Source organism: Streptodolium elevatio, from assembly GCF_053592165.1.
The window spans coordinates 206,301-230,017 of the sequence record NZ_JBSFVE010000015.1; the positions used below are offsets into that span (position 1 = coordinate 206,301).

At 72.4% G+C, this 23,717-nt stretch carries 16 protein-coding genes; 8 read left to right on the plus strand and 8 right to left on the minus strand.

Annotation, left to right across the window (positions count from 1 at the left end):
• Window positions 1–23: 23 nt before the first annotated feature.
• On the minus strand, window positions 24–1,544 hold the full coding sequence (locus ACWD12_RS26430; RefSeq protein ID WP_450101620.1) for an aminotransferase-like domain-containing protein: 1,521 nt from the start codon (window positions 1,542–1,544) through the stop codon (window positions 24–26).
• 136 nt (window positions 1,545–1,680) lie between these two features.
• Complete coding sequence (locus ACWD12_RS26435) at window positions 1,681–2,625, minus strand: anti-sigma factor antagonist (protein WP_450101621.1); 945 nt, start codon at window positions 2,623–2,625, stop codon at window positions 1,681–1,683.
• A gap of 450 nt (window positions 2,626–3,075) precedes the next feature.
• Here ACWD12_RS26435 and ACWD12_RS26440 point away from each other — a divergent pair, with 450 nt between their 5' ends.
• Both ACWD12_RS26440 and ACWD12_RS26445 read left to right on the plus strand, forming a co-directional pair.
• On the plus strand, window positions 3,076–4,521 hold the full coding sequence (locus ACWD12_RS26440; RefSeq protein ID WP_450101622.1) for an amino acid permease: 1,446 nt from the start codon (window positions 3,076–3,078) through the stop codon (window positions 4,519–4,521).
• Window positions 4,518–5,522 carry a universal stress protein gene (locus tag ACWD12_RS26445; RefSeq protein ID WP_450101623.1) on the plus strand — a complete coding sequence of 335 codons (1,005 nt, stop codon included), beginning with the start codon at window positions 4,518–4,520 and terminating at the stop codon, window positions 5,520–5,522. Before ACWD12_RS26440 ends, ACWD12_RS26445 begins: the two co-directional genes overlap by 4 nt.
• A 42-nt stretch (window positions 5,523–5,564) precedes the next feature.
• Here the strand turns inward: ACWD12_RS26445 and ACWD12_RS26450 are convergent, their stop codons facing one another.
• On the minus strand, window positions 5,565–6,797 hold the full coding sequence (locus ACWD12_RS26450) for an MBL fold metallo-hydrolase (RefSeq protein ID WP_450101624.1): 1,233 nt from the start codon (window positions 6,795–6,797) through the stop codon (window positions 5,565–5,567).
• Between the two features lie 477 nt (window positions 6,798–7,274).
• On the opposite strand from ACWD12_RS26450, the gene ACWD12_RS26455 reads away from it, so the two are divergent.
• Entirely contained in the window at window positions 7,275–8,720 is a 1,446-nt protein-coding gene (locus ACWD12_RS26455) for a WGR domain-containing protein (protein WP_358351236.1), read from the plus strand.
• 157 nt (window positions 8,721–8,877) lie between these two features.
• On the opposite strand, the gene ACWD12_RS26460 is transcribed toward ACWD12_RS26455, so the two are convergent.
• From ACWD12_RS26460 to ACWD12_RS26470, 3 genes are all read right to left on the minus strand, one after another.
• Window positions 8,878–10,740, minus strand: coding sequence for a phosphatidylglycerol lysyltransferase domain-containing protein (locus tag ACWD12_RS26460; RefSeq protein ID WP_450101625.1), 1,863 nt, complete (start codon window positions 10,738–10,740; stop codon window positions 8,878–8,880).
• Between the two features lie 479 nt (window positions 10,741–11,219).
• Complete coding sequence (locus tag ACWD12_RS26465; protein ID WP_450101626.1) at window positions 11,220–11,771, minus strand: hypothetical protein; 552 nt, start codon at window positions 11,769–11,771, stop codon at window positions 11,220–11,222.
• A gap of 135 nt (window positions 11,772–11,906) precedes the next feature.
• Window positions 11,907–13,955, minus strand: coding sequence for a bifunctional glycosyltransferase 87/phosphatase PAP2 family protein (locus tag ACWD12_RS26470; RefSeq protein ID WP_450101627.1), 2,049 nt, complete (start codon window positions 13,953–13,955; stop codon window positions 11,907–11,909).
• Between the two features lie 177 nt (window positions 13,956–14,132).
• On the opposite strand from ACWD12_RS26470, the gene ACWD12_RS26475 reads away from it, so the two are divergent.
• Complete coding sequence (locus tag ACWD12_RS26475; RefSeq protein WP_450101628.1) at window positions 14,133–14,714, plus strand: GNAT family N-acetyltransferase; 582 nt, start codon at window positions 14,133–14,135, stop codon at window positions 14,712–14,714.
• An 87-nt stretch (window positions 14,715–14,801) separates the two neighbouring features.
• Here the strand turns inward: ACWD12_RS26475 and ACWD12_RS26480 are convergent, their stop codons facing one another.
• Window positions 14,802–15,374, minus strand: coding sequence for a DUF5655 domain-containing protein (locus ACWD12_RS26480; protein ID WP_450101629.1), 573 nt, complete (start codon window positions 15,372–15,374; stop codon window positions 14,802–14,804).
• A 21-nt stretch (window positions 15,375–15,395) separates the two neighbouring features.
• A complete protein-coding gene (locus ACWD12_RS26485; RefSeq protein ID WP_450101630.1) occupies window positions 15,396–17,264 on the minus strand; it encodes a phosphatase PAP2 family protein in 1,869 nt (622 codons plus the stop codon).
• A 217-nt stretch (window positions 17,265–17,481) separates the two neighbouring features.
• Between ACWD12_RS26485 and ACWD12_RS26490 the strand changes: the two genes are divergently transcribed.
• From ACWD12_RS26490 to ACWD12_RS26505, 4 genes are all read left to right on the plus strand, one after another.
• A complete protein-coding gene (locus ACWD12_RS26490; protein ID WP_450101631.1) occupies window positions 17,482–18,036 on the plus strand; it encodes a hypothetical protein in 555 nt (184 codons plus the stop codon).
• A gap of 150 nt (window positions 18,037–18,186) precedes the next feature.
• Window positions 18,187–18,705 (plus strand): transglycosylase family protein, encoded by a 519-nt coding sequence (locus ACWD12_RS26495; RefSeq protein ID WP_450101632.1) that lies wholly within the window; start codon window positions 18,187–18,189, stop codon window positions 18,703–18,705.
• A gap of 97 nt (window positions 18,706–18,802) precedes the next feature.
• On the plus strand, window positions 18,803–20,065 hold the full coding sequence (locus ACWD12_RS26500) for a metallophosphoesterase family protein (protein ID WP_450101633.1): 1,263 nt from the start codon (window positions 18,803–18,805) through the stop codon (window positions 20,063–20,065).
• Window positions 20,062–23,628, plus strand: a complete 3,567-nt coding sequence (locus tag ACWD12_RS26505) for an AAA family ATPase (protein WP_450101634.1) — start codon at window positions 20,062–20,064, stop codon at window positions 23,626–23,628. The genes ACWD12_RS26500 and ACWD12_RS26505 overlap by 4 nt, the downstream gene beginning before the upstream one ends.
• Window positions 23,629–23,717 lie beyond the last annotated feature (89 nt).

The window sequence follows — 23,717 nt, forward strand, 5'->3', positions numbered from 1 at the left end:
GGCCGAGCGGAAGCAGGACGGCACTACCGCCGTGAGCGGTGCTCCGCCCAAGCGGTGGCGAGCATTTCGACGCCTTCCGCGAGGACCGGTTCCGGCCAGCCGAAGCTGAGCCGGATCCGGTCCGCGGCAGCGGTGCCGCCCGGCGGCCCGAACACCGCTCCGGGCGACACGGCCACGCCGTGCCGCCGGGCGGTGTCGGCGAAGGCCTCGCCGTCCGCGCCCGGGAGACGTACCCACAACGACATCCCGCCCGCGGGCAAAGACCAGGACCACTCCGGCAGTTGCCCGGCCAGCAGGTCGGCCAGGTGGTCTCGGCGTACGCGCAGGTCCCGCCGCCAGGCGTCGCGCCGCCCGGCGGCGCCCGGATCGGCGAGGAGCGCGACGGCCAACCGCTGGTCGAGCGCCGAAGTGGCCAGATCTGTACGCCTCTTCGCCTGCACGAACCGCGCGAACACCGGTTCGTGGGCGGCGATCCAGCCCACCCGCAGACCGCCCCACATCGTCTTGGACAACGAGCCCAGGCACACCGTGTGGTCGGGAGCGTAGGCCGCCGCCGACGGCACGGGCGGAGGCGGTCCGTCGGTGAGCACCAGGTCGGCCAGCGAGCGGTCCTCGACCAGGAGCGTGTCGGCCTCCCGGGCGACCGAGGCCAACGCGCGCACGCGCCGGTCCGCGGCCACGGCACCCGTCGGGTTGTGCACGGGCATGGTGAACGCGAAGGCCGGGCGGTGCCGTTCCACGGCCTCGGCGAACGCGTCGGGCGACCATCCGTACCGGTCCCCGGGCACGATCACCGGCACGCCGCCGAAGCGCTCGACCGCGGCGAGCAGTCCGGGGTACGTCACCTGCTCCACCAGGACCCGGTCGCCCGGCGCGAGCAGCGTGTCGGCGGTCAGGTGCAGCGCCTGCTGCGCGCCGGCGACGACGAGCAGCCGGTCGGGGCCGTAGCCGGGCGGCGCGGGGTGCTCGGCGAGCAGCTCGCGGAGCCGGGTCTCGCCGAGCAGGCCGTATCCGTCGGCCGGGTGCACGTCGAGCAGGTCCTCGACGGTCAGGTCGAGGCGCGGCAGCAGCGACGCGTCGGGCACCACCGACTTGGCGAGGTCGACGACGACCGTGCCCTCGCGGATCCAGCGGCTGAAGATCGGCTCCGGGGTGTCGGCCGAGGGGTCGCGGCGCGACGCGGAGCCGGTACGCGGGTCGGTCCCGGGGCCGGTGCCGGAGTCAGGGGCGCCATCGGGGCCGGACCCGGGTGGCGGCGGGTCCACGGCCGCGACCGGGCGTACGTACGTCCCACTGCCGTGCCGCCGTTCGACGAGCCCGTCCGCCGCAAGTTGGTCCAGCGCCGAGGCGACCGTGCCCCGGCTCATGCCGAGTGCCGCGCCGAGCGCACGCTCGGAGGGCAGCCGGGTCTCCGCCAGGAGATCGCCCGAACGGACCAGCGACGCCAGCGCGTCGGCCAGCCGCTCGCCGCGCGACCGGCGCTCGTTGCGGCGGGGCCGACGCAGCCGCTCGCCGACGAGCATGGCGAACCGTTCGACGTCCACGCCTGCCACTCCTTCTCCGGTGCCGTCGCACGTCGGGCGCGACGGGTCCAGTCTGTGGCAAGCGGGCCGGGTCGACGCGCGCCGGGTGGCCGGGCACGCGGTCGGCGGAGGTCGGTCGGGCCGGCCCGGTTCCGGGTCAGCGTGCGCCGGGCGGCAGGTCCGGTCCCGCGTCCGGCCGGTCCTCGGTGCCGTCGCTGACGTCCACGAAGAAGCCGGTCATCTGCACGGGTTCGCCGGACGCGTCGAGCGTCACCTCGCCCACCACGGCGACGGTGCGCACGCTTCCGTCGGCGAGCAGGAGGCGGTGCCGCGAGGTGAAGGGCTCGCCGCCGACCCGGGCTGCCGAGGAGACCTCGGGCCGCGGCTCGGCTACTTCCTCGGCCGTGACGTCGTCCGGCTGGCGCAGGCCGAGGTCCTCCTCCGTGGAACTCGCCGGGTGACCCGAGGTGTCGGGTGCGTGCGGCCGCAAGGCACAGGGCTTGGGGGAGCCACCGGGGCCGGCGCGCTCGCACTCGGTCGTACCCGCAAGCCCCTGCAACGCCGCGAGCGTGCGGGCCAGGCGTCGTGGACCCGGCAGGATCCGGAAGAGAGGGCCGAGGACCAGATCGGTGCTGGGCCGCACACTGCCCGGCGCGAGGCCGAGGATGCGGTAGGTCTCGGGAGACCACCACCAGGCGTCCGTACGCAGGTTCCAGGTGTACGAGCCGGTCGCCGTCCCCGCGTCGGCGTCCAGGGCCGGCAGCACGCGGCGCGGCACCGGCAGGATCTCGGTGAGCCCGGTGACCTCCAGGAGGCGCACCACGCGCGGTCCGGCGGCCAGTACGTCGAGGCCACCGCCCGCGTCCTGGGCCTGGCGGCGCACCCGTAACAGCATGTGGATGCCGCTGGAGTCCATGAACTCGACGGATCCGAGGTCGACCTCGATCCGTACGCGCCCGTCCGCGATCTGTCGGACCATCAGGTCCTCGATGCGCGGTCCGCTGTCCATGTCGATCTCACCGCCCACGTGCACACGTGCGCGGTCGGGTGCGGGGACCGTGACCCGCACCGTGAACAGGGGCGGATTGGCGCCCGTGGTCACCAGGGGCCTCCTCAGGTGTGTACCGGTGCTTTCTCGTGCCGGGCGGCGCGCGCCGAAGGCGGTCGGCACGCACGGGCGGGTCGGGCGGGTGGGTCGGGACGGACAGACCTGTGGCGGCAGGGCTCGGTGACGGGCCTGATGCTACGCCTGATCAGGGCCGCACAGATGTAGTTCGCACACGGTTCCTCGCTCGTTCCCGGGGAGTTCGGCCGATATCGCCGCTCCCGGCCCGGTCGGGCACCTCCTTTCTGAGGGAAATATGTCATCAAACAGGTCGTCATACGTGAAAAAGCATCGCAATCGGGCAATGATTCCTCTTCGGGGCTTCCTTGAGCCCCGACGGCCGACACACGCCGGGGCACCGACACCCGCTCCCGGACGTCCGCCGTCCTGGCTCCTGCGGGGAGGTCGCACTTGTCCGTGCAACACCGTGAACCCCGTTTCGGGGTGATGCGCACCAAACCGGTGGACGCGATCCTCGCGGAGAGCGGCCACGGCGGCGTGGACGGCGCCGAAGGCACCGGGCTGAAGCGGACGATGGGCCTCCTCACGCTGACCTTCTTCAGCGTCGGCGCCACCCTCGGCACCGGCATCTTCGTGGTGCTCAGCGAGGCCGTGCCCAAGGCCGGCCCGGCCGTCATGCTGTCGTTCGTGCTCGCGGCGGTCACCGCCCTGTTCTCGGCCCTCTCGTACGCCGAACTCGCCGGGACCATCCCGGTCTCCGGCTCCTCCTACTCCTACGCGTACGCCACCCTCGGCGAGGGCATCGCCTGGGTCTGCGGCTGGTGCCTCCTCCTCGAGTACGGCGTGTCGATCTCCGCCGTCGCGGTCGGCTGGGGCCAGTACGTCAACGAACTCCTCGACTCCGCCTTCGGGGTGAGCCTCCCGGCCGCCATCGCCAACCCACCGGGCGAGAGCGGCGGCGTCATCAACATCCCGGCCGTCGTGGTCGTGGCCCTCGCCACCATCCTCCTGGTGCGCGGCGTGTCGGAGAGCGCCAAGGCCAACACCGTCATGGTCTTCATCAAGCTGCTGACCCTGGCCTTCTTCTGCGCGATCGCCTTCACCGCGTTCGAGGACGGCAACCTCAGCCCGTTCGCGCCGCTCGGCATCGCGGGCATCAGCGCGGGCGCGTCGCAGGTGTTCTTCTCCTACATCGGCTTCGACGCCGCGTCCACGGCCGGTGAGGAGGCCAAGAACCCGCGCCGCGACCTGCCGCTGGCGATCCTCTTCTCCCTGCTCATCGTGACGATCGTGTACGTCTTGGTCGCCCTCGCGGCGCTCGGGGCCATGCCCTGGGGCGAGTTCGAGGACGCCGAGGCCACCCTCGCGAGGATCGTGAGCGACGTCACCGGCAGCTCGTGGGCCGCGACCGTCCTCTCGGCGGGCGCGATCATCTCCATCGCGAGCGTCGTGCTGACCGTGCTCTACGGCCAGACCCGCATCCTGTTCGCGATGTCCCGCGACGGCCTGATCCCGCCGGTCTTCGCCAAGATCGACCGCCGCACCCAGACCCCGGTCGCGAACACCCTGATCACCGGCCTCTTCGTGGCGGTCATCGCGGCGATCTTCCCGTTGAAGTACCTCGCGGAAGCGACCAGCATCGGCACGCTGTTCGCGTTCGCCATCGTGAACGTCGGCGTCATCGTGCTCCGCCGCACGCGGCCCGACCTGCCGCGCAGCTTCCGCACGCCGCTGTTCCCGCTCACCCCGATTGCGGGCGTCGGCTTCTGCGCCTACTTGATCTCCGAACTCGACTCCAAGACCTGGGCGGTCTTCGCCGGCTGGCTCGCCGTCGGACTGCTGGTCTACTGGCTCTACGGCTACCGGCACTCCCGATGGCGCGACCAGACCTGGGAGGCGGGCCCGGGCGGGGTACGGGAGCCACGGCGGTGAGCGGGGCGACAATCGATGCGACGAGCGGCGAGACGAGCGGCGAGACGAGCGAGGCGGTGACTGGCGCGATGAGCGGTGCGACGCGGGACCCTTCGGTGCCGAGCATCGTGGTCGGCTGCATGCCCGACGACCGCGGCGACGACGCGGTCGCTCTCGCCGGCGTCCTGGCCCGGCAACTGGGCTGGGGCGTCACGCTGGCGTACGTGCAGCCCGAGTCGTGGCCCGGCACCCCCGTCGGTGCGGTGGACGCCGAATGGGCGGCCTTCCTCCGCGCGGAAGCGGACCAGATCCTCGACGGCGCCTTGCGCCGCCTCCAGGTCGTCGCCCCGGACGTGCCCTACCGGCGGACCGTGCACGCGCACCGCGGCAGCGGCCGCGGCCTCGGCGAACTGGCCGAACGCCGGGGCGCCGCCATGGTCGTCGTCGGTTCCGCACCGGAAGGCCACCACGGGCGGGTCGCGGTCGGCAGCACCGCGGACCAACTCCTGCACGGATCCCCGGTCCCCGTCGCGCTCGCGCCGTGGGGCTATTCGGCCGCGGTGCCGGAACGGCTGTCGCGTACGACCCTGGCCTTCCACCGCTCCGCACGCTCCGCGGCCACCCTGATGTGCGGGACGCTGCTGAGCACGCGCCTGGGCACCCGGCTGCGGCTGCTGACCGTGCTCGCCCGCCCGAAGCGTTTCTTCGGCGGCCTGCAGCATGCGGGCGTCGAGGAACAGATGTTCCAGGTCGCCCGCGACCAGATGCTCACGGACCTGGACGACGCCGCCAAGAGCCTGGGGCCGCGCGTCGCCGCCGAAGTCGAACTCGCGGAAGGCGACGACATCCCGTCGGCCCTGAGCGGCGCCGACTGGGCCGATGAACTCCTGGTCTGCTCGGTCAGCGACGCCGGGCCCTTGACCCGGGTGTTCGTCGGCGACGTGTCGTCCAAGATCATCCGCTCGGCCGGGGTCCCGGTCGTGGTGTTTCCGCGAGGGGCCCGCCTGGACGTCTGGCGGTGACGTACACCGCACGCGTCACGCGGCGTGCGGGCCGTCCGGGGCTCAGCCCGCCACCGGTTCCCTGACCGGGGGTTCGTCCACCGGGGGCTCCTCCGCGGTCCCCGATGGACGGCCGTGCGCCGAGCCGCCGCCCGTGGGCGCCGACGGGTGCGTTGCCGGGCCGGGCGTGTCCCGGTCCGGGTCGGCGACGACGCGGATCGCGCCTTCCGGGGCGATCGGGCGCCACCAGTCTCCGCCGTCCCAGTTGACGGCCGGTTCGAGGAAGTCGCCCGGGCGCGGCACGGCCAGCCGTACGCCTAGGCGCGCCGCCTCGGCCGCGGCGCGTTCCACCGGTTCGTGCCACGCGTGCGGGGCGAGGTCGAACGTGCCCCAGTGGATGGGCAGGAGCAGGTCGCCGGCCAGGTCGAGGTGCGCCCGCACGGCCTCCTCGGGGTTGAGGTGCACCTCGGGCCAGGCGTCCCCGTACGCGCCGGCCTGGATCATCGTGAGGTCGAACGGCCCGTAGGCGTCCCCCAGGTCGACGAAGCCGGGGAAGTACCCGGTGTCCCCGCTGTGGAAGACCCGGTGCTCCGGCCCGCCGACCACCCACGACGCCCACAGGACGGTGCCGAGGACGCGCGCACCCCTGTTGCAGTAGTGCCGCGCCGGGGTGGCCGTGAACGACAGCCCCTCGATGTCCGCCGATTCGTGCCAGTCCAGTTCGACGATCCGCTCCGGCGGTACGCCCCAGCGCTCCAGGTGCGCGCCGAGCCCCAGCGGCACCGCGAACCGGGTGTCGCGCCGCGCGAGCGCCTTGACGGTGGCCATGTCCAGGTGGTCGTAGTGGTCGTGCGAGATCACCACGGCGTCCAGCGGCGGCAGTTCGGCCCAGGGCAGCGGTACCGCGTGCATCCGGGCGGGGCCGAACGCCGCCGACGGCGAGCAGCGCGTACTCCACACGGGGTCGAACAGCACCCGGCGGCCGTCGATCTCCACGAGGACGGTGGCGTGCCCGAGCCAGGTCGCGCGCAGGCCGCTTTCCGGCGCCACGTCGTAGTCGGCGGCCCGGCGCGGGGTCAGCGGGATCGGCCCGGTCGGCCGCCGCAGGCCGGCGGCGGCACGCTGCTGGCGCAGCATCAGGCGCATCGCGCCGTCGGACATGCGCCGCGTGGGCACGGGGTTGCGGAACGCACCGTCGACGAAGTGCGGAGAACGGCGGACGCGTGCCAGCCGCTCGCCCGCGGGGCGGGCGCCCAGCGCGGCGGGCCACTGAGGCGCGAAGGCTTGCCCGGTCACACAATCTCCAACCCACGCAGGACTTCGGCGGCGGTCGGCGGAAGCCCGGCCGCGGTACCCGCCGACTTCACCGATGATCGGATGATGATCGGAATGCGGTCGGGTGAGGGGAGACTAACCCCCACGTGCGGCCTGAAACGTCGTTCGCCGGGAGGGCCGGATCACGGCCCGGTGCTCCGGCGGGAGTAGCCGCGCGGGCCTCCTTGGGGAGTGCGCCGGACGAGTGAACGGTTGTCCGGCGGCGATCGGCGTACTGCCGCGACCGGCTCCACCGGCCCGGACCGGCCAGGACGGCGTCGTACGGCGGGGCCCCGCGGCACGATGCACCCCCGACCTCAGCGGGCTGTCGGCCACTCCCCTTAGGCTCGGGGCGTCGCCGCACCCGGGGGTGGGAGTCAACTCCTGTGCGGTCGGCGACACTTCCCGACCGCGCGCGGCGCACAAGACATCACAAACCATGCCAAGGGGTGACCGGCCATGACCGACTCGACGTCGTACCTGGAGCTGTCCGAGGACGGCGGGGGCTCGCACAAGTTCTACGAGGTCGTCGTGTCCGGCACGGATGTCACGATCACGTACGGCCGAATCGGCGACCCGGGCAAGGCGACCACCACGCCGTACCCGACCGCCGAGAAGGCCGCCGCGGCCGCCGCGAAGAAGCTCGCCGAGAAGAAGCGCAAGGGCTACGAGGAAGCGGTGCGCGGCGTGCGCAAGCGCCGCTCGGTCACCCGCCGGTCCATCCCGTCGCAGGGCACCTCGGCCTCGCGTACGCCGTCGAACGTCAAGCGCGCGCCGGTGCTGTGGAAGTACAACTCGGGGGCGGCGGCCTTCGGCGTCTTCGTCGACGGCGAGCGCGCCATGGTCGGCAACGAGCGCGGCGACGTGTGGTCGCTGACCCACGAGGGCGAGGTCACCAACCGCTACCAGCTGCCCGACGGCGTCAAGTGCATCGTCGGCGACGAGTCGTGGATCTACGCCGGCTGCGACGACGGCAACGTCTACGACATCGGCGGCAAGGCACCGCGCCTGGCGTACGAGATCGCCGAGAACATCGACATCTACTGGGTCGACATCCACGACGGCACGCTCGGCGTGTCCGACGCCGGCGGCGGCATCACCACGATCGACCACGAGGACGAGTCCCTGTGGGCGGAGCGCGGCAAGGGCACCGGCGCGTGGATGGTCCGCGTGGACGGCAACGCCGTCTACCACGGCCACTCCGCGGGCGTCGAAGGCTTCTCGAAGGCCACCGGCGAGCGCCTGTGGTACCAGCCGACCAAGGGCTCGGTGCTCTTCGGCTGGCAGGAGAAGGACGACGTGTACGCGGGCACCTCCGGCAACAAGGTGCACCGCATCCGCAAGTCCGACGGCGAGATGCTCGCCACCTACGACTGCAACGCCTCGGTCTTCAGCTGCGCGACCGCGCGCGACGGCGAGTACGTGTTCGCGGGCGACAGCTCGTCGTCGGTCTACTGCTTCAAGGCCGACGGCACGCGGCTGTGGAAGCTCGGCACCGGCTGCGGGTCGGCGTACTCGATGCAGTACCACGAGGAGCGCCTCTACATCGTGACCACCGGCGGCCAGCTCGCGTGCATCGACGTGAGCGAGGCGGCCATCCACGCCGCCGAGGCCGGGACCGTGCCCGAGGTCCGCGACGTCAAGCTCGCGACCCTCGACGCGGTGGTGCCGAGCGCCGAGGTCGAGACCACCTCGGACGCGGGCGACGGCATCATCGTGGAGTGCGTCAGCGTCGGTTCGCGCCTGCGCGTGCACGTCGTCTCGGCGGGCTACGAGGCCGGCTGGAACGTGCAGTTCCCGAAGAACATGCGTATCCCGGGTGCGCGGTACGTCGTCGAGGGCGTGCGGGAGTCCGCCCAGGGCGGCTTCTACCGGGCGCACGGCGAGATCAAGCGCCTCGTCTGACCCGCAAGGCCGCGTGAGCCGAGAGTCGCGTGAGCCGCGAGGCCGCGTGCGCCAGGCGGCCGCATGACCGGCCAAGACCAGTGGCAACGGTGAAGGGCCCGGCGCTGTCGGGCCCTTCACACGTCTTCGGAAGGTACGCACGGGACGGCGCCGTACGTCAGTCCTGCCGGTCCCCGCTACCGCCGCCGGCCTTGGCGGGCTGCTTGCGCTCCTCCGCGGCCCGCGCCTTCGCCGCCGCCGCGGCGCGCTGCGTCTCGGCCATCTGCGCGACGCCCTCGGCATGCCGGCGGCCGAACAGCGACGGCAGGCTCGGCGCCGCCAGGAAGCCTTCCGCGCGGGCGGACGCCAGCCCGATGCGCGGGAGCTCGCTCGCCTTGCGGAAGACCAGGTAGCGCGGCTCCCAGATGGGCCGGTACTTCGCGTTCGCGCGGTACAGCGACTCGATCTGCCACCAGCGCGAGAAGAACGTCAGCACCGCCTTCCACAGGCGCAGCACCGGGCCCGCGCCGAGCTTCGAGCCGCGCTCGAAGACCGACCGGAACATCGCGAAGTTGAGCGAGATCTGCTCGATGCCGTGGTCCTTCGCCTGCCCGATGACGTCCAGGATCATGAACTCCAGCAGGCCGTTCTCCGACTCGCGGTCGCGGCGCATCAGGTCGAGCGAGATGCCCTTCGGCCCCCACGGCACGAAGCTGAGCAGCGCCCGGAGTTGCCCGTCGCCGTCCGTGCACTCGACCATCATGCAGCGGCCGTCGTCCGGGTCGCCGAGACGCCCCAGGGCCATCGAGAAGCCGCGCTCGGTCTCGCCGTCGCGCCAGCGGTCCGCGAGGTCGAGCAGCGCGCTCATCTCGGCCATCGGGATGTCCTCGTGCCGCCTTATGCGCGTCGTGTACCCGGCACGCTTGACGCGGTTGTACGCCTGCCGCACGACCCGCATCGCCCGGCCCTCCAGGCTGAACTCCGCCACCTCGACGATCGCTTCGTCACCCAGTTCGAGCGCGTCGAGGCCGTGCCGTGCGTAGATGGTGCCGGCCTCCTCGCCGGCGCCCATCACGGCCGGGACCCACGCGTTCTCGCGGGCCTCCTCCAACCACGGCTCGATCGCGCCCGGCCACGCCTCCGGGTCGCCGATCGGGTCGCCCGCCGCCAGCGAGACGCCGCCCACCACGCGGTAGGCGATCGCGGCCTTGCCGCTCGGCGACCACATGACGGCCTTGTCGCGGCGCAGCGCGAAGTAGCCGAGCGAGTCGCGGTCGCCCCACTTGTCGAGGAGGTCGCGGAGCTTGACCTCGTCGTCGGGGCAGAGCAGTTCGCGGCCCTTGGGGGCGCGGAACAACACGTACAGGATGAGCAGGAAGAGCACCACGGCCGCGACGTTGATGGTGATGTCGGTCGCGCGCGGCACCGAGATGTTGTCGTACGCGCTCTCGCGGGCCAGCGTGAACATGCGCAGCATCGTGTACTTGACCCGCTCGCCCATGCTCGCCTCGTCGAGGCGGTCGGTGAGCGAGACCAGCGTCGCGCCGAGCAGGATCACCAGCGACAGGCCGCCGAGCAGCACGGCGCTCGCCTTGGCCACATTGCCGCGCTCGCCCTTGGCGTAGAACTCGGCGCGGCCGAGCCACAGCGCGACGAACGGGACCAGCGAGACCGCGGTCGAGACCCAGTTGAACGGGTGCTGCCGGAAGTCGTGGAAGGCGAGCGCCACGGCGTACAACGCGAAGGTCGGGACCAGCAGGATCGCGGTGAACACCCAGGCCGCGCGCTTGCGGCGGTTGAGCATGACGGCGAGAAAGATCGCCAGTGCGGCGATCGTGAAGCTCGCGGTCAGCAGGAACGGCGTGTAGTACTCACCGGTGTCGTGCCGCCGGACGCGGGTGCGCAGCGGCACCATGAGGGCGGCCAGCAGGTCGAACACGCCGACGAGCCGCAGGTACCAGACGAGTACGCGGGCCGAGATGTGCTGGACGCGTTCGCGCCGCGTGCGCGGTTCGCTCGCGGCCTTGCCGTTGCCGCTCACCCGTCCACCGCCGATCGGGTGGTCCGGGCGGGAGGCTGGGCAGGGCACATGGGGGACGGCTCCTCGGAACGGGCGATGGCAGGCGAATGCCCGGTCCGATCCGTGGTGATGCCAGACCGTCCGGGCGAATTGTCGCGAGTTTTCGGACCCTCCGAGACTAGGGCTCCGACCGGATTCCGCTCGTGAGCACAGAGGCGGACATCGCCTCGTTCACGGGTATGACGGGCGCGCGGGTGCTCTCCGCCCCAAGGCGTGGCCGGGCGTCGGACCCGAACAACCGCCGTGGTCCGGCACCTTGGCGGGTGCCGGACCACAGACGCGGGTTCGGGCGGGTACGCGTCCCGGCCGGAGGGTCTCCGTGGTTGACCCTCCGGCCGAGCTGCGGACCGCGCGGAACCTGGGGTGGGGCAGGCCAGGTGCCGGAGCCGGGCTCGTGGGCGGGGCGTCGCCCAGGGCCGTCAGCCGTCAGCCGTCAGCCGTCAGCCGAGGCCGGGCAGCCCGCCGCCGACGCCGGGGAGCGCGGGCAGGGCGCCCGTCGGGGCAGCGGGGGCCGCCACCGGGGCGTTGACCTGGGCGGCCGGAGCGGTGGCCGGGCCGGCCGGACCCTCGATGGTCTGCTGTGCCGGGGCGACCTTCTTGGCGGGGGCGGCAGCCGGCTTCGCGGGCGGGACGGCCGTCGCGGCGTCCGGCGTCACGTTGGCGGCGGGCGGCGTCGCTGCGGCGGTGCCCTGGCCGACGGCCTTGGTCGCGGGGACCGCCTTGCCGGTGGTGTTCGAGGCGCCGTTGGCCGCGGCGGGCACGCCGCTCTGCACCGCCTTGCCCGTCGACTTGCCGGTGCCGGTCAGCGTCTGCGTCGCACCCGGGACCTGGTCGGTGACGGTCGTCGCGTCCGGCGTGCTCAGCCCGTTCATCCCGCTGATGCCGCCCAGCGGCGAGTCGGCGTGCGCGCTGGAGGCGCCGAACAAGGGCGCCATGCCCGCCGCGGCGATCAGCAGGGCGGACTGGGCGACGCGGCGCTTGATGTGCGTCATCGTGCTCCTCGCAGGTCGAGAGTCGAACGCTGAACGGTGGCCGACCCGGTCTCCGGATCGGCCACCGTGACTACCGCTCGACTGCCCGGGTGGTTGCGGGGAACGTCGGCAAAAGCTTGGCAATACCTCGGTGTGTCATCGCATTTGGCGAGCGATGGGTAGTTTGCGAAATTTCGTGTTCTCATCCTGATCCGGGACTTTCGCCACCGGCGGCGAGTCCGGTCCCACGTCGGCGAACGCGCTGCGCCCGGTCAGTAGGTACTGGACCACGAGGCCGATGGAGATGACCGCCGCGCCGCCGGCCGCGTCCAGGATGTAGTGGTTCGCCGTCGCCATGACCACGAACGTCGTGGTGAGCGGGTACAGCAGGCCGAGCGCCTTCATCCACCCCTTGGGTGCCATGAAGAAAATGACCAGGCCGCACCACAGCGCCCAGCCCACGTGCAGCGACGGCATCGCGGCGTACTGGTTCGACACGTTGGTGAGCGCCCCGAAGTCCGGATTGGCCAGGTCCTGCGGGCCGTGCACGGTGTCGATGTAGTTGTAGCCCGGCATCAGGCGCGGCGGCGCGAGCGGGTACAGCCAGAACCCGATCAGCCCGGTCGCCGTCGCGACGCACAGCACGGTCCGCGCCGAGCGGTACTGCGCCGGACGCGTTATGTAGAGCCAGGCCAGCAGGCTCAGCGGCACCAGGAAGTGGAACGTCTCGTAGAAGAACCCGCAGAAGCTCTTGAGCCAGTCGAGCCCGGCCGTGAGGTGGTTGAGCCGGTACTCCATGTCGATGTGCAGGAACTTCTCGATGTCGATGATCTGGCGGCCGTGCGCCTCGGCCACCGTGCGCTGGTCGGGGACCGACGCGCGGATGAACGAGTAGAACGAGTAGCCGACCCGGATCAGGATCAGTTCCAGTATCAGGTTGGGGCGCGACAGCACCCGCAGCGCGTCGGCCAGTAGCGGGACGCGTCGGCCGGGGGTGCGGCCGGGGGCGGCCAGTTCCGGCGTCCTGGCCACCCAGTGCGGCGACGAATGCTTCAGGAACGGCATCGCGACCGCAGCCAGCACCGCCAGCAGCAGCGGCGCGTTGTCGGCGACCGTGCGGGCCGCGGACAGGTTGCCGGGCAGCAACTGCTCGCTGTTGAAGATCATCACGGCGGCGACTATCAGCGGCCACACAAGGCGGTCGGCGCGGCCCTTGCCCAGCCGGCCGACGGCCGCGAGCAGGATCCACAGCTGCTGGTGCCGCCAGGACACCGGCGACACCGCGACCACGATGCAGCCGATCAGCGCGGCGCCCAGCACGGTCTGGCCGTCCAGCGCGTACGCCACTGCGCGGCGCAGGCCGAACCAGACCAGCGGCACCGCGAGCGCCACCAGCACCGCGTACTCGGCGGGCCCTTCCAGGCCGAGCCGCAGCAGCAGCCCGTGCAGCGACTGGTTCGACAGCGCGTCCGGTACGCCGCCCAGGCCCGCGCCCGCGACGTGGTGCACCCAGTACTTGTACGAGTCCTGCGGCATGGCGGCCCAGGCCAGCGCGGTTCCGGCGGCGAACGTCCCCGCCGAGGCCAGAGCCGCGTTGCGGCGTCCGGTGAACCACAGGAAAGGGGCGAACAGCACCATGACCGGTTGCAGCGCCATGGCGGCACCGGCGGCCGCCCCCGCGCCTCTGCCGGGGTCGCGGGCCAGGCACGCGGGCAGCACGAGCAGCACCGGGAGCAGGCTGAGCTGGCCGAGGCTGAGATTGCCGCGGACCGGCAGCGACACGACCATCAGCGAGATCAGCACCGGTGCGGCGAGCAGGCGGGCCCGGCGGCTCGACGTGGCGGTGATGCTGCGGGCCACCAGGACGCCGACCGCCGCCACGATCAGCAGCGTCCCTATGGTCCAGACCACGCCGAGCGTCTGCTCGGCGGCGTTCGTCAGGGGGCGCAGCACCAGGCCGGCGAACGGCGTGCCGGAGAACGGCTTGCCGTGTGCGTCCGCGTCGTACAGCGAACCGGGCAGGTGCAGGACGCCGTCGGTGCCCAGCCAGGTCTCCAGGTCGGCGAGTCGCCGTCCGGGAGGCAGGCTGAGCGTGTGGGCGGCCTGCCGGACGGCGAGCGACGCAGCGAGGATCCAGAGCGCCGCCGGAGCCAGGGGGATCCTGGTCCGTATGTCCGAAAGGTTCCAGCCCCCCGTCCGAGTCATGTGCGGTTTCTCCTGGTAGTTCGTACCGTCCATGCCGATTTCCCGCTCCGGACACCATGTCATTTGCCCGGACGGATCGAAAAGCCGACCGCCCGACACGCGGCGGCGTCCCCCGTATTCTCGACCAGCGGACAACGAGCCGCAGAACCGATGAGTGCCCGCGGCGGACGGAGGACCATGCAAAACCAGCCGGAAAACCAACCGGAAGCCGGGCTCGCGGCCGGCCCGCAGACCCACTTCCGGACGGCCACGGCCGAGGACGTCCCGGCCCTGGTCGCGTTGATCGAGTCGGCCTATCGCGGCGACTCCAGTCGGCGGGGCTGGACCACCGAGGCCGATCTGCTGGAAGGGCAGCGGACCGACCCCGAGGGCGTCGCCGACGTGGTGAACGGTGCGGACAGCCGAATGCTGCTCGCGTTCCGGGACGGCAAACTGCTCGGCTGCTGTCAGCTGGAGCGCCGTGCGGAGGGGGTCGCCTACTTCGGGATGTTCGCGGTGGACCCCGCGCAGCAGGGCGGCGGGCTCGGGCGCACGCTGCTGGCCGAGGCCGAGCGGGCGGCGGTCGTCGACTGGGGCAGCGGCGAGATGCACATGACGGTGATCCGGCAGCGCGAGGACCTGATCGCCTGGTACGTGCGCCGCGGCTACGCCCGGACCGGCCGCATGACGCCGTTCCCGTACGGCGACGAGCGCTTCGGCCTGCCGCAGCGGGCCGATCTGGAGTTCGAACTGCTGGTCAAGCCGCTCGCCAAGCCCTGAGGCGTCGCCGGTCGGTCCGGACGCCGGCCGACGGGTCGTACGGCACGCCGTCCGGCGGTCGGCCAGACGTCGGCCTAAAACGTCGGCCTAAACGTTGGCCTGATACGCGCGCTCGAGCAGCTCCTCGACGTCCTGGTCCACGTCCTCGACGGCGTGCAGGGGCACACGCACGTTGATGGTGTCGTTGCCGAGCCCGCGGGCCGGCAGCAGCGGCTTCCGCAGCGCGGCACCGGGCAGCCGCAGGCCGAGGTCGAGGCGGTCCCGCGTGGTCGCGCGGATCAGGGCGTACTGCCGTTTGGGGCTCACCAGCGTCACGTAGGTCTTGCGGACCTGCACCGCCGTGTCCGCGATCGAGGTGCCGACCACGAGCAGGGCGTCCAGGACGGGGCGCAGCTCGGGGCGGTCGTCGTACTGCCCGGCGAGCAGGTCGTCCGCGCTCGCGGTCAGGAACTCCGGGTACCCGAAGCGCTCCCAGACCAGCAGGGACTGCGGGTATCCGCCGAGGTCGCGCTCGTCGAGCCAGGCGCGCAGCGCGGCCTCGTCCCGCACACCGCTGTCGCGCACCCGCCGGTTCCACACATCGAGGCCCTCGCCGGTCCGCCGGACCAGCAGGTCGATGGTCGAGTCCCGCATCTCCTGCCAGGTTCGCGGCCGTGCCATGACGTCTCCGATTCGCCGGATTCACCGTGACGTGAGCGCTTCATCCGATTCGCCCACGGCGCCCACGGTACGCGCCGCGGGTACGCCGGAGCCGGTCTTCGGCGGGACTTCGGTCCCGTGTCGCGGGGCCGGCGCGGTGCCCAGCCGGGCCAGGAACGTCGGCACGGGGTCGCGCAGCCGGCGCCCGGTCAGCGCGCGCTGGGCGAGCACCGCGATGCCGACCGAGAGGGCCGCGCCGACGGCGTCCAGGACCCAGTGGTTGGCCGTGCCCACGATCACGTAGAGGGTCGCGCAGGGGTACAGCGCGGCGGCGGCCTTGAGCCAGGGCGACCGGGCGACGCACGCGACGGCGACCGCACACCACAGCGCCCAGCCGAAGTGCAGCGACGGCATTGCGGCGTACGGGTTCACCAGGTGGACCGCGACCGTATAGCTGCGCGGGCCGCCCGGCAGCGACGAGATCATGCCGCTGCCGGGGAACAGCCGCGGCGGGCACAGCGGGTAGAGCCAGTAGCCCAGGAGCGCGAGGCCGGTGGTGAACGCGAGGACGGTCCGGGCGGCCCGGTAGCGCGTCGGGTGCCATATGTAGAGCCAGGCGAGAACGGTGACCGGCACGACGTAGTGCAGCTCGCGGTAGTAGTCGAGCATCAGCTCGAACCGTCGCGTCGACCTGAGCGACCAGCGGTTGACCGCCGCCTCGACGTCGATGCCGAGGAACTGCTCGATCTTGACGATGTGCCGCGCGTTCTCGACGGCCTGCTCGCGCTGCTTCGGGATGGAAGTGCGCAGGTCCCCGCGGATGTTCTGGTAGACCCAGTAGCCGGCCCGGATCAGCATCAGGTCGAGCACCAGGTTGGGCCGGGTGACCGGTCGCGCCATGCCGGGCAGCAGGGCGCGCCGTCCCGGCGGCAGCGGCGGCGGGGCGGCCCGGTGCACCCGCCAGTGCGGGTCCTCGCGGTGCCGGAACGGCACCGCGCACGCGGCGGCCAGCGCGACCAGCGTCGGGACGTTGCCGAACACCGCCGACAACGACGTGCCCAGGCGCGGGTCGACGACATCCCGTTCGACCACCGCCGCGACGAGGATCAGCAGGGGCCAGACCGGGCGGTCCTCCGGGCGTCCGCCGGCCCGGCCGACGGCGGCCGGGAGCAGCCACAGGAGTTCGTACGTCCACGCCACCGGCAGTACGGCGAGCCCCGCGGCGGTGGCCACGGCGACCGCGAGCAACGGCTGGCCCTCGGCGTGGAACCGGGCCGCGCGCAGTGAGGCGACCACGACGACCGCGGCTCCGAGCATCAGCCACGCCAGCGTCATCACCGGCGTGTCCGCGCCGACGACGCCGTGCGTGTGCTGCCCCGCGATCCGCAGCAGCATGCCGTGCAGCGACGCGTCGGGGTCGCCGCCCGCCAGGTGACGGTCCGTCAGGAGCGGCCGCCATGACGACCCGGGCAGCCCGTCGGCGAGCGACGCCGGCACGATGCCGAGCACGGCGACGCCGCCGCCGAGCATCGCCGGCCGCCGTCGCCCGGTCAGCCACAGAACGGGGAGCACGGCGAGCGCGACCGGGTCGAAGACCGCGGCAAGTCCGGTCGCGGCACCATGCGCCATGCCGGACATGCGCCGGATGCGGCCAGGGGCGCGCTCGTTGCGCTTCTCGGTGCGCTCCCTGATGAGTTCCTGGACACGGGACCCGCCGCGGAGCCCACCGCCGACCGCAACATCCAGCAGCACAAGGCCGATCGCCGCGAACACCAGCGGTGCCGTGTCGAGCGCGGCGCGGCCGGGAGGCGACAAAAGCAGCACGACGCCCGCGACGGCGACCGCCGACACATGCAGCACCGGCTTGTTGACCTGCGCGGACCCGATCCGACGATCCGACAGGCCACTCATCCGCCCCACGGTACCGACGTGTCGGCTCGGTGGTGGCAGGACCGCCCTCCGCACCGTTCCTCGGCTCGCGCCTCCACGGGCAAGGCGACGTAATGTCCGGGGACTTCACCCGACGGGAGGACGTTGTTCGTGACAGCATGAGGTTGCGGAGATGCCGGCAGAAGTGCGGGTACGCGCCGTGGCGCACGGGGGCCGGTCGTCGTGGGGGAGTGGAGACGTGTCGCACCAGGAACCGCCGCCGTACGGCGGGTCGCCCTATGGCGGCTCCGGCAACCCCTACGGCCAACAGGGCCAGCCCGGTCAACCGGGGCATTCCAGTCAACCCGGGCAGCCAGGTCAGCCCGGCCAGCCAGGTCAGTCCGGCCCAGGCCAAGGCGGGCAACAGCCGTACGGGCAACAGCCGTACGGCCAGCAACCGTACGGGCAGCAGCCCTACGGCCAGCAGCAACCGTACGGTCAGTATGAGCAACAGCCATATGGTCAGCAGTCTTACGGGGATCCGAACCAGCCCGGTCCGCCGCCCGGGGGCCGCAAGCGCAACCCGCTCATCACCGTGGTCCTGGCGCTCGTCGCCATCGCGGTCATCGTGACCGTGGTCATCCTGGTGAGCAAGGATGACGGAGGCGGCGACGGTAAGCCCGGCGACCAGCAGGAGACCGGTGGGCCGCAACTGCCCGGCGGCGGACTGCCGAGCGGCCTGGTCCCGTCCGACATCGAGATCCCCTCGGGCCTGATCCCGCCGGACTTCGACCTTCCCAGCGGCCTGGGCTGACAGCGGAACTGCGCGCGGATTCCCGGATGTCCGGAGGTATTCGGACAAAACTCACTAAATCCGGGCTAATTGGGCCGTGGGGGTGACCGTACGGCGTGGTGCGCGCGCAATCGGCGGTGAAGCGCGCGGGCGTGCTTAGCGTCGGGAGTCATGTACCGACGGATTGTCCGATCATCGGCGTACCTGACCGTTGTCACCCTGTTGTCGCTGGCCGCGGGTGTCCTCGCGGCCCCCGCGGCACACGCGGTGCCCGACGCCACCTGGGACCGGCTCGCCATGTGCGAGAGCAGCGGCCGCTGGAACGTCAACACCGGCAACGGCTACTACGGCGGACTGCAAATCCTGCCGTCCACCTGGGACGAGGCCGGGGGCCGCGTGTACGCGCCGCTTCCGCACCAGGCCACCAAGCGCCAGCAGATCACCATCGCGGAGAAGATCCTGCGCTGGCAGGGCTGGGACGCCTGGCCGCAGTGCGCCCGCAAACTCGACCTGTACTCGGTGCCGATCACCACGAGCTATGTGGTCCAGCAGGGCGACACGCTCTCCTCGATCGCCCGCAAGTTCTCGGTGCCGGGCGGCTGGGACGCCGTCTACCAGATCAACCGGAACGTGATCGGACCCAACCCCGACCACCTGCTGCCCGGCACGCGCCTGGAGTTGCCCACGTAACCGGGGGCGAATCCGCAAACCGTCCGGTCTCCGGCGCCGCGACGCCTATCCTGGGTGACTCGTGGATCAACCGCCCGGATGGAGGGTCAGCGGCCGGATGAAGCTGTTGCACGCTGCCGACCTGCACATTGACAGCCCGCTCAAGGGCCTGTCCCGCTACCCGGGCGCTCCCGCCGAGGAGTTCCGCGGCGCGGTGCGCCGCGCGCTGGAGAACCTGGTCGACCTCGCGCTGCACGAGCGCGTCGACGCGGTGCTGCTCGCCGGCGACGTCTACGACGGCGACTGGAAGGACTACCGCACCGGCCTGTTCTTCGGCTCGCAGATGCAGCGGCTGCGCGAGGCGGGCATACCCGTCTGCATGGTGGCCGGCAATCACGACGCGCAGAGCCGCATCACCAAGGAACTGCGGCTGCCGGACAATGTGCACCGCTTCAGCACCGCACAGCCCGAAACGATCGAGTACGACGACATCGGACTGGCCGTACACGGGCAGGGGTTCGCCGAGCAGGCCGTGATGGACAACCTGGCCGCCGCGTACCCCAAGGCCCGCGACGGATACCTCAACATCGGCCTGCTGCACACCGCGCTGGAAGGCGCCGACGGACACGCGACGTACGCGCCTTGCCGTGTCGAGGACTTGATCGCGCGCGGCTACGACTACTGGGCCCTGGGACACATCCACGCCCGCCAGGTCGTGCGCGACGGCGACCCCTGGATCGTCTTCCCCGGAAACCTCCAGGGCAGGCACGCCCGCGAGACCGGGGCCAAGGGCGCCACGCTCATCAGCGCCGACGGCGCAATCCTCACCACCGAGCACCGCGACCTCGATGTCGTGCGCTGGGCGCACGTCGAGGTCGACGGCTCGCGCGCGGCCGACGTCGACGCCGCCCTCGGCCTTGCCGAGCAGGGCATCCGCGAGGCCGTGCGGGGCGCCGACGGCCGTCCGCTCGCGGTACGCGTCAGCTTCGTCGGCCCCTCGGACGCACACGAGGAGCTGTGGCGGGACCACGACCGCATAGAAAACGAACTCCGAGCTGCTGCCTGTGAGTTGGACGACGTCTGGGTCGAGAAGGTGCGGGCCGCGACGACGCACGCGACCGAACCGGACGCCGCGGGCGGTCTGGTCGGCCTGCTCGGCGACCTGCGTACCACCGCGGCGGCGATAGGCGAGGACGAAGCGGCGCTCGAACGCCTCATCCGCGGCCTGCCCGGCCTGCGCGGGGTCGGCGCCACGGTGGACTCCGACGGCGTGCGCGTGGACGATCCGGAGTGGCGGGCCCGGGTCTTCGACGAGGCGGTCGACCTGCTCGCGGCGATGGTCGGCGGCGGGCGGGGCCAAGGCAACGGGGGGACGGCGTGAGGATCGACCGGCTCGACCTGACCGCGTTCGGCTGCTTCACGGACCGGAGCCTGGATCTCTCGGCGCCCGGCGTACACCTGGTGAGCGGCCCGAACGAGGCCGGCAAGTCCACCGCCCGCTACGCCGTCGGACAACTCCTGTACGGCATCGACCACCGCAGCACCTTCGACTTCGTGCATGTGATGTCCGCGATGCGCCTCGGCGGGTTGCTGCGCGACGCGCGCGGACAACACCTGGAGATCGTCCGGCACAAGCGGCTGAAGAACTCGCTGTGCGCGCCCGACGGCACGCCGATCGCCGAAGCCGACCTGGTCCGCGTCCTCGCCGACATCGGAGCGCAGGAGTTCGCCCAGGTGTTCGCCATGGACCACGACGAACTCCGCGCGGGCGGACAGGACTTGCTGGACGGCAAGGGCGACGTCGGCCGTGCGCTCTTCGAGTCGCGCTCCAGCAGCAGGCTCGCCGACGTGCAGGACGCGCTCATCGAGAAGTCCGGCGAACTGTGGCGCCCGAACGGCAAGCGCAAGATCAACACGGCCCTCAAACGGCTCGGCGAACTGCGCCGCGAGGTCAAGGAACACGAGCTCGCCCCCCGGGACTTCGCGGTCGCAGAGAAGGCCGTGACCCGAGCCGAGGAGGAATACGGCCGCTTGGAGGGGGACCTGCGCGAGGTCAGGGCCGGGCAGGCCCGGCTCGGCCAGGTGCGCGCCGCACTTCCACAACTCCTGCTGCGCGCCGAACTGCGTGCCGAGCGGGACAGGTTGGCGGGCACCGGACCGGTCGTCGGCGACGACGTCGTCGACGAACTAGACCGGGCCGCCCAGCGCCTGCGCCAGGCCCGCACGGACACCGAGCACGACCGCGCCGCCCTGCGCGAGGCCGAGGCCGAACTCGCCTCGCTCCAGGTCGACACGGTGTACCTCGACCACGGCGACACCATCGAGGCCCTGCACGCCGACGTCAGCGCGGTGCGCGAGGCGGCCGCCCAACTCGCCCGTGCCGAGGACGAGTTGTGGGGGCTGCGGAGGAACGCGCAGGAGCTCCTTGACCGGGTGCGCCCCGGACGCTCGGTCGACGACCCCGAGGCGTACGCGCTGGGTCCTGGTGTCGCCGAGCGCATCGCCGGCCTGCGCCGCGACCTGACCGTGCTGGACACCGCCCTGTCCGCGGCCCGCGAACAGGTCATACGCCGGGAGGGCAAGTGGGAGTCGGCCCGCGCCGCCCTCGACGACATGCCCATGGTCGGCGACGCCGAGGCTCTGCGGGCGCTGCTCCGCTCCGTCCCGGAAGGCCTGGCCGCCGACATCACCCGGCACGAGCAGCGGTTCGCCGAGACCACCGCGAAGGCCGCGGCGGCCCGCGCCCGGCACGGCCTGGAAGCCGTCGGCGACGCGGACGCGGTACGCCTCCCCCGCCCCGCGCGCGAACTGATCGCCGAACACCGGGCCCGGATCGACAAGTTGCGCACCGAGTCGGAAGCCGTCGCAGGCCGCCGCGACGACACCGCCGAGCGCCTCAAGACGGCCGAGGCCGACCTCGAAGTCCTGCTGCGCGGCGACACACCCCCGACCGACGACGAGCTGCGTGCCGCCCGCAAACACCGGGACGCCTTGTGGACCGCGCTGCGGACGGCCGGGCGCACCGGCTCGGCGGAGGCCACGGACGGCTCGGCGAAGGCCACGGACGGCCCGGCGGACGCCGCGAGGGATGCCGCGACGGCAGACGCGACAGCTGACGCCTTCGAGCGCGCGGTCGCACGCGCGGACGAACTCGCCGACCGGATCCGCCGCCAGGCGAGCGAGTCGGTGCGGCGCCTGCAACTGGAAGTCGGCGTCGGGCGGGACCGCGCGCGCATGCTGTCGCTGACCGACGAGCAAGCGGTCCTGGTCGAGCGCGGCAAGCAGGCCGCCGCCGACTGGCCGGCGCTGTGGACCGAATGGTCCGCGCTCGGCATCGCCGTTCCCGAGCCTGCCGCGGCGGGCCAGCTGCTCGACGGCATCGTGGAACTCGTCGATGTCGTGGGTGAATCCGCCGCCGCGGCACACACATTGGGTGAGCTGCGCGAGCGGGAGGCGGAGCTCGTCACGCGTTTCCATGCGGAGCTGGCGAGGTCCGGGGAATCCACCGCGGCCACCGCGCTGCGCGAGCTGACCGGCCTCGCCGACCTGCGCGTCACCGCCGTGGCCGACACGCTGCGGGCCCGCGAGCAGGCCGAGGCGAAGGAGCGGTCCGCCGCCGCCGACCTCGAGGACGTCCGGGCGGACCTGGCCCGCGCCGAAAAGGCCCGGGCGGACTGGGAAGTGGTCTGGGCGGCGGTCGTCCGCGATCTGGACCTGGACGGATACGCGGACGGCTACGAGCCGGAGAGCCTGGCGGCGGCCGTCGACACGCTGGCCGAGGTCGGACGCGAGGCACTTGCCGTCGCGGAGGCCACCCGGCGTCGCGACGAATCGGCGGACCGGATCGCCGACTTCGACGCGCGGCTGGCGGGCTTGCTGGCCACCGCGTGGCAGAGCGAACCGGCCGCGGGTGCCGCTCGGTTCAGCCAGGTCGCCGAGCACCACGAGGCGCTGTCCCGGGCCCGCGCGGCCCGCGACGCCCGCGAACTGCACGCCGCCCAGGCCGAGCGGCTGCGTCGCCGGATCGAGAACGGCGACGCGGTCGCCGAGGCCGCCGAACGCGAACTCGCCGCGCTGGTCTCGGCGGTCGGTGTGGCCGACACCGCGGCGCTGCGCGAGGCGGTGGCGCGTACCGTCGCCCTGCGCGAGACCGGCGACGAACTGGCCGCCGTCGAAGGGCTGCTGCGCGACAGCGGTATGCCGGTCGCCGAGTTGGAGCGGCTGGCCGGGGACTGGACCCCCGCCGACCTGGACGCCGAACTCCTCCAGTTGGCCACGAACGTGGAGCGTGCGCAAGCCGCGTACGACGCCGCGGGCACCGAGCTGGGCCGCGTCCGCCAGGTGCTGGCGGCCATCGACGATTCGGCGCGTGCCGCCCAGGCGCAGGAGGCGGCGTCCGCCCAGGTCGCCGAACTGGCCGTGGACGTCGAGCAGTACGTGCGCCTCGAACTGGCCCGGGTGGTCCTGCAACGCTGTATCGACGAGTACCGCCGGGAGAACCAGGACCCGGTGCTGATGCGTGCCCAGGATCTGTTCGCGGCCCTGACCGACGGCCGGTTCACCGCGCTGGTGACCGAGACCGAGGCCAAGAAGGGCAGCCCGGTCCTCAAGGCGCGGCGCGCCGGTGCGGACCCGGACACCGAGCCGGTCCTGGTCGAGGCGATGAGCGAGGGCACCCGCGACCAGCTCTACCTGGCCCTCCGGCTCGCGACGCTGGAGCGCTACGCGGACGCCGACCGCACGATGCCGCTGATCCTGGACGACATCGCCATGACCTTCGACGACGGCCGCACGCGGGCGCTGCTGAACGTGCTGGACTCGATGGCCGACCGCTTCCAGATCGTGCTGTTCACCCACCACGAGCACCTGGGCGACCTGGCGCGCACGGCGCTTCCGCAGGGCCGCGCCCACGTCCACGAACTGCCGGTGTTCTCCGCGAACTGAAGGCGCGCCGGAACCCGTGGATCCTCCGGTGCGGCCAACCGGTTGACCCGCGGGGCCACGGGTCCCGAGCGTGGTGACCGGGTGGTTGC

Excerpts from the sequence above, each read along its gene's own strand:
- ACWD12_RS26440 (WP_450101622.1), top strand. The coding sequence starts at position 3,076 with ATGCGCACCAAACCGGTGGACGCGATCCTCGCGGAGAGCGGCCACGGC.
- ACWD12_RS26455 (WP_358351236.1), top strand. The coding sequence starts at position 7,275 with ATGACCGACTCGACGTCGTACCTGGAGCTGTCCGAGGACGGCGGGGGC.
- ACWD12_RS26465 (WP_450101626.1), bottom strand. The coding sequence starts at position 11,771 with ATGACGCACATCAAGCGCCGCGTCGCCCAGTCCGCCCTGCTGATCGCC.
- ACWD12_RS26470 (WP_450101627.1), bottom strand. The coding sequence starts at position 13,955 with ATGACTCGGACGGGGGGCTGGAACCTTTCGGACATACGGACCAGGATC.
- ACWD12_RS26475 (WP_450101628.1), top strand. The coding sequence starts at position 14,133 with ATGCAAAACCAGCCGGAAAACCAACCGGAAGCCGGGCTCGCGGCCGGC.
- ACWD12_RS26480 (WP_450101629.1), bottom strand. The coding sequence starts at position 15,374 with ATGGCACGGCCGCGAACCTGGCAGGAGATGCGGGACTCGACCATCGAC.
- ACWD12_RS26485 (WP_450101630.1), bottom strand. The coding sequence starts at position 17,264 with ATGAGTGGCCTGTCGGATCGTCGGATCGGGTCCGCGCAGGTCAACAAG.
- ACWD12_RS26495 (WP_450101632.1), top strand. The coding sequence starts at position 18,187 with ATGTACCGACGGATTGTCCGATCATCGGCGTACCTGACCGTTGTCACC.
- ACWD12_RS26500 (WP_450101633.1), top strand. The coding sequence starts at position 18,803 with ATGAAGCTGTTGCACGCTGCCGACCTGCACATTGACAGCCCGCTCAAG.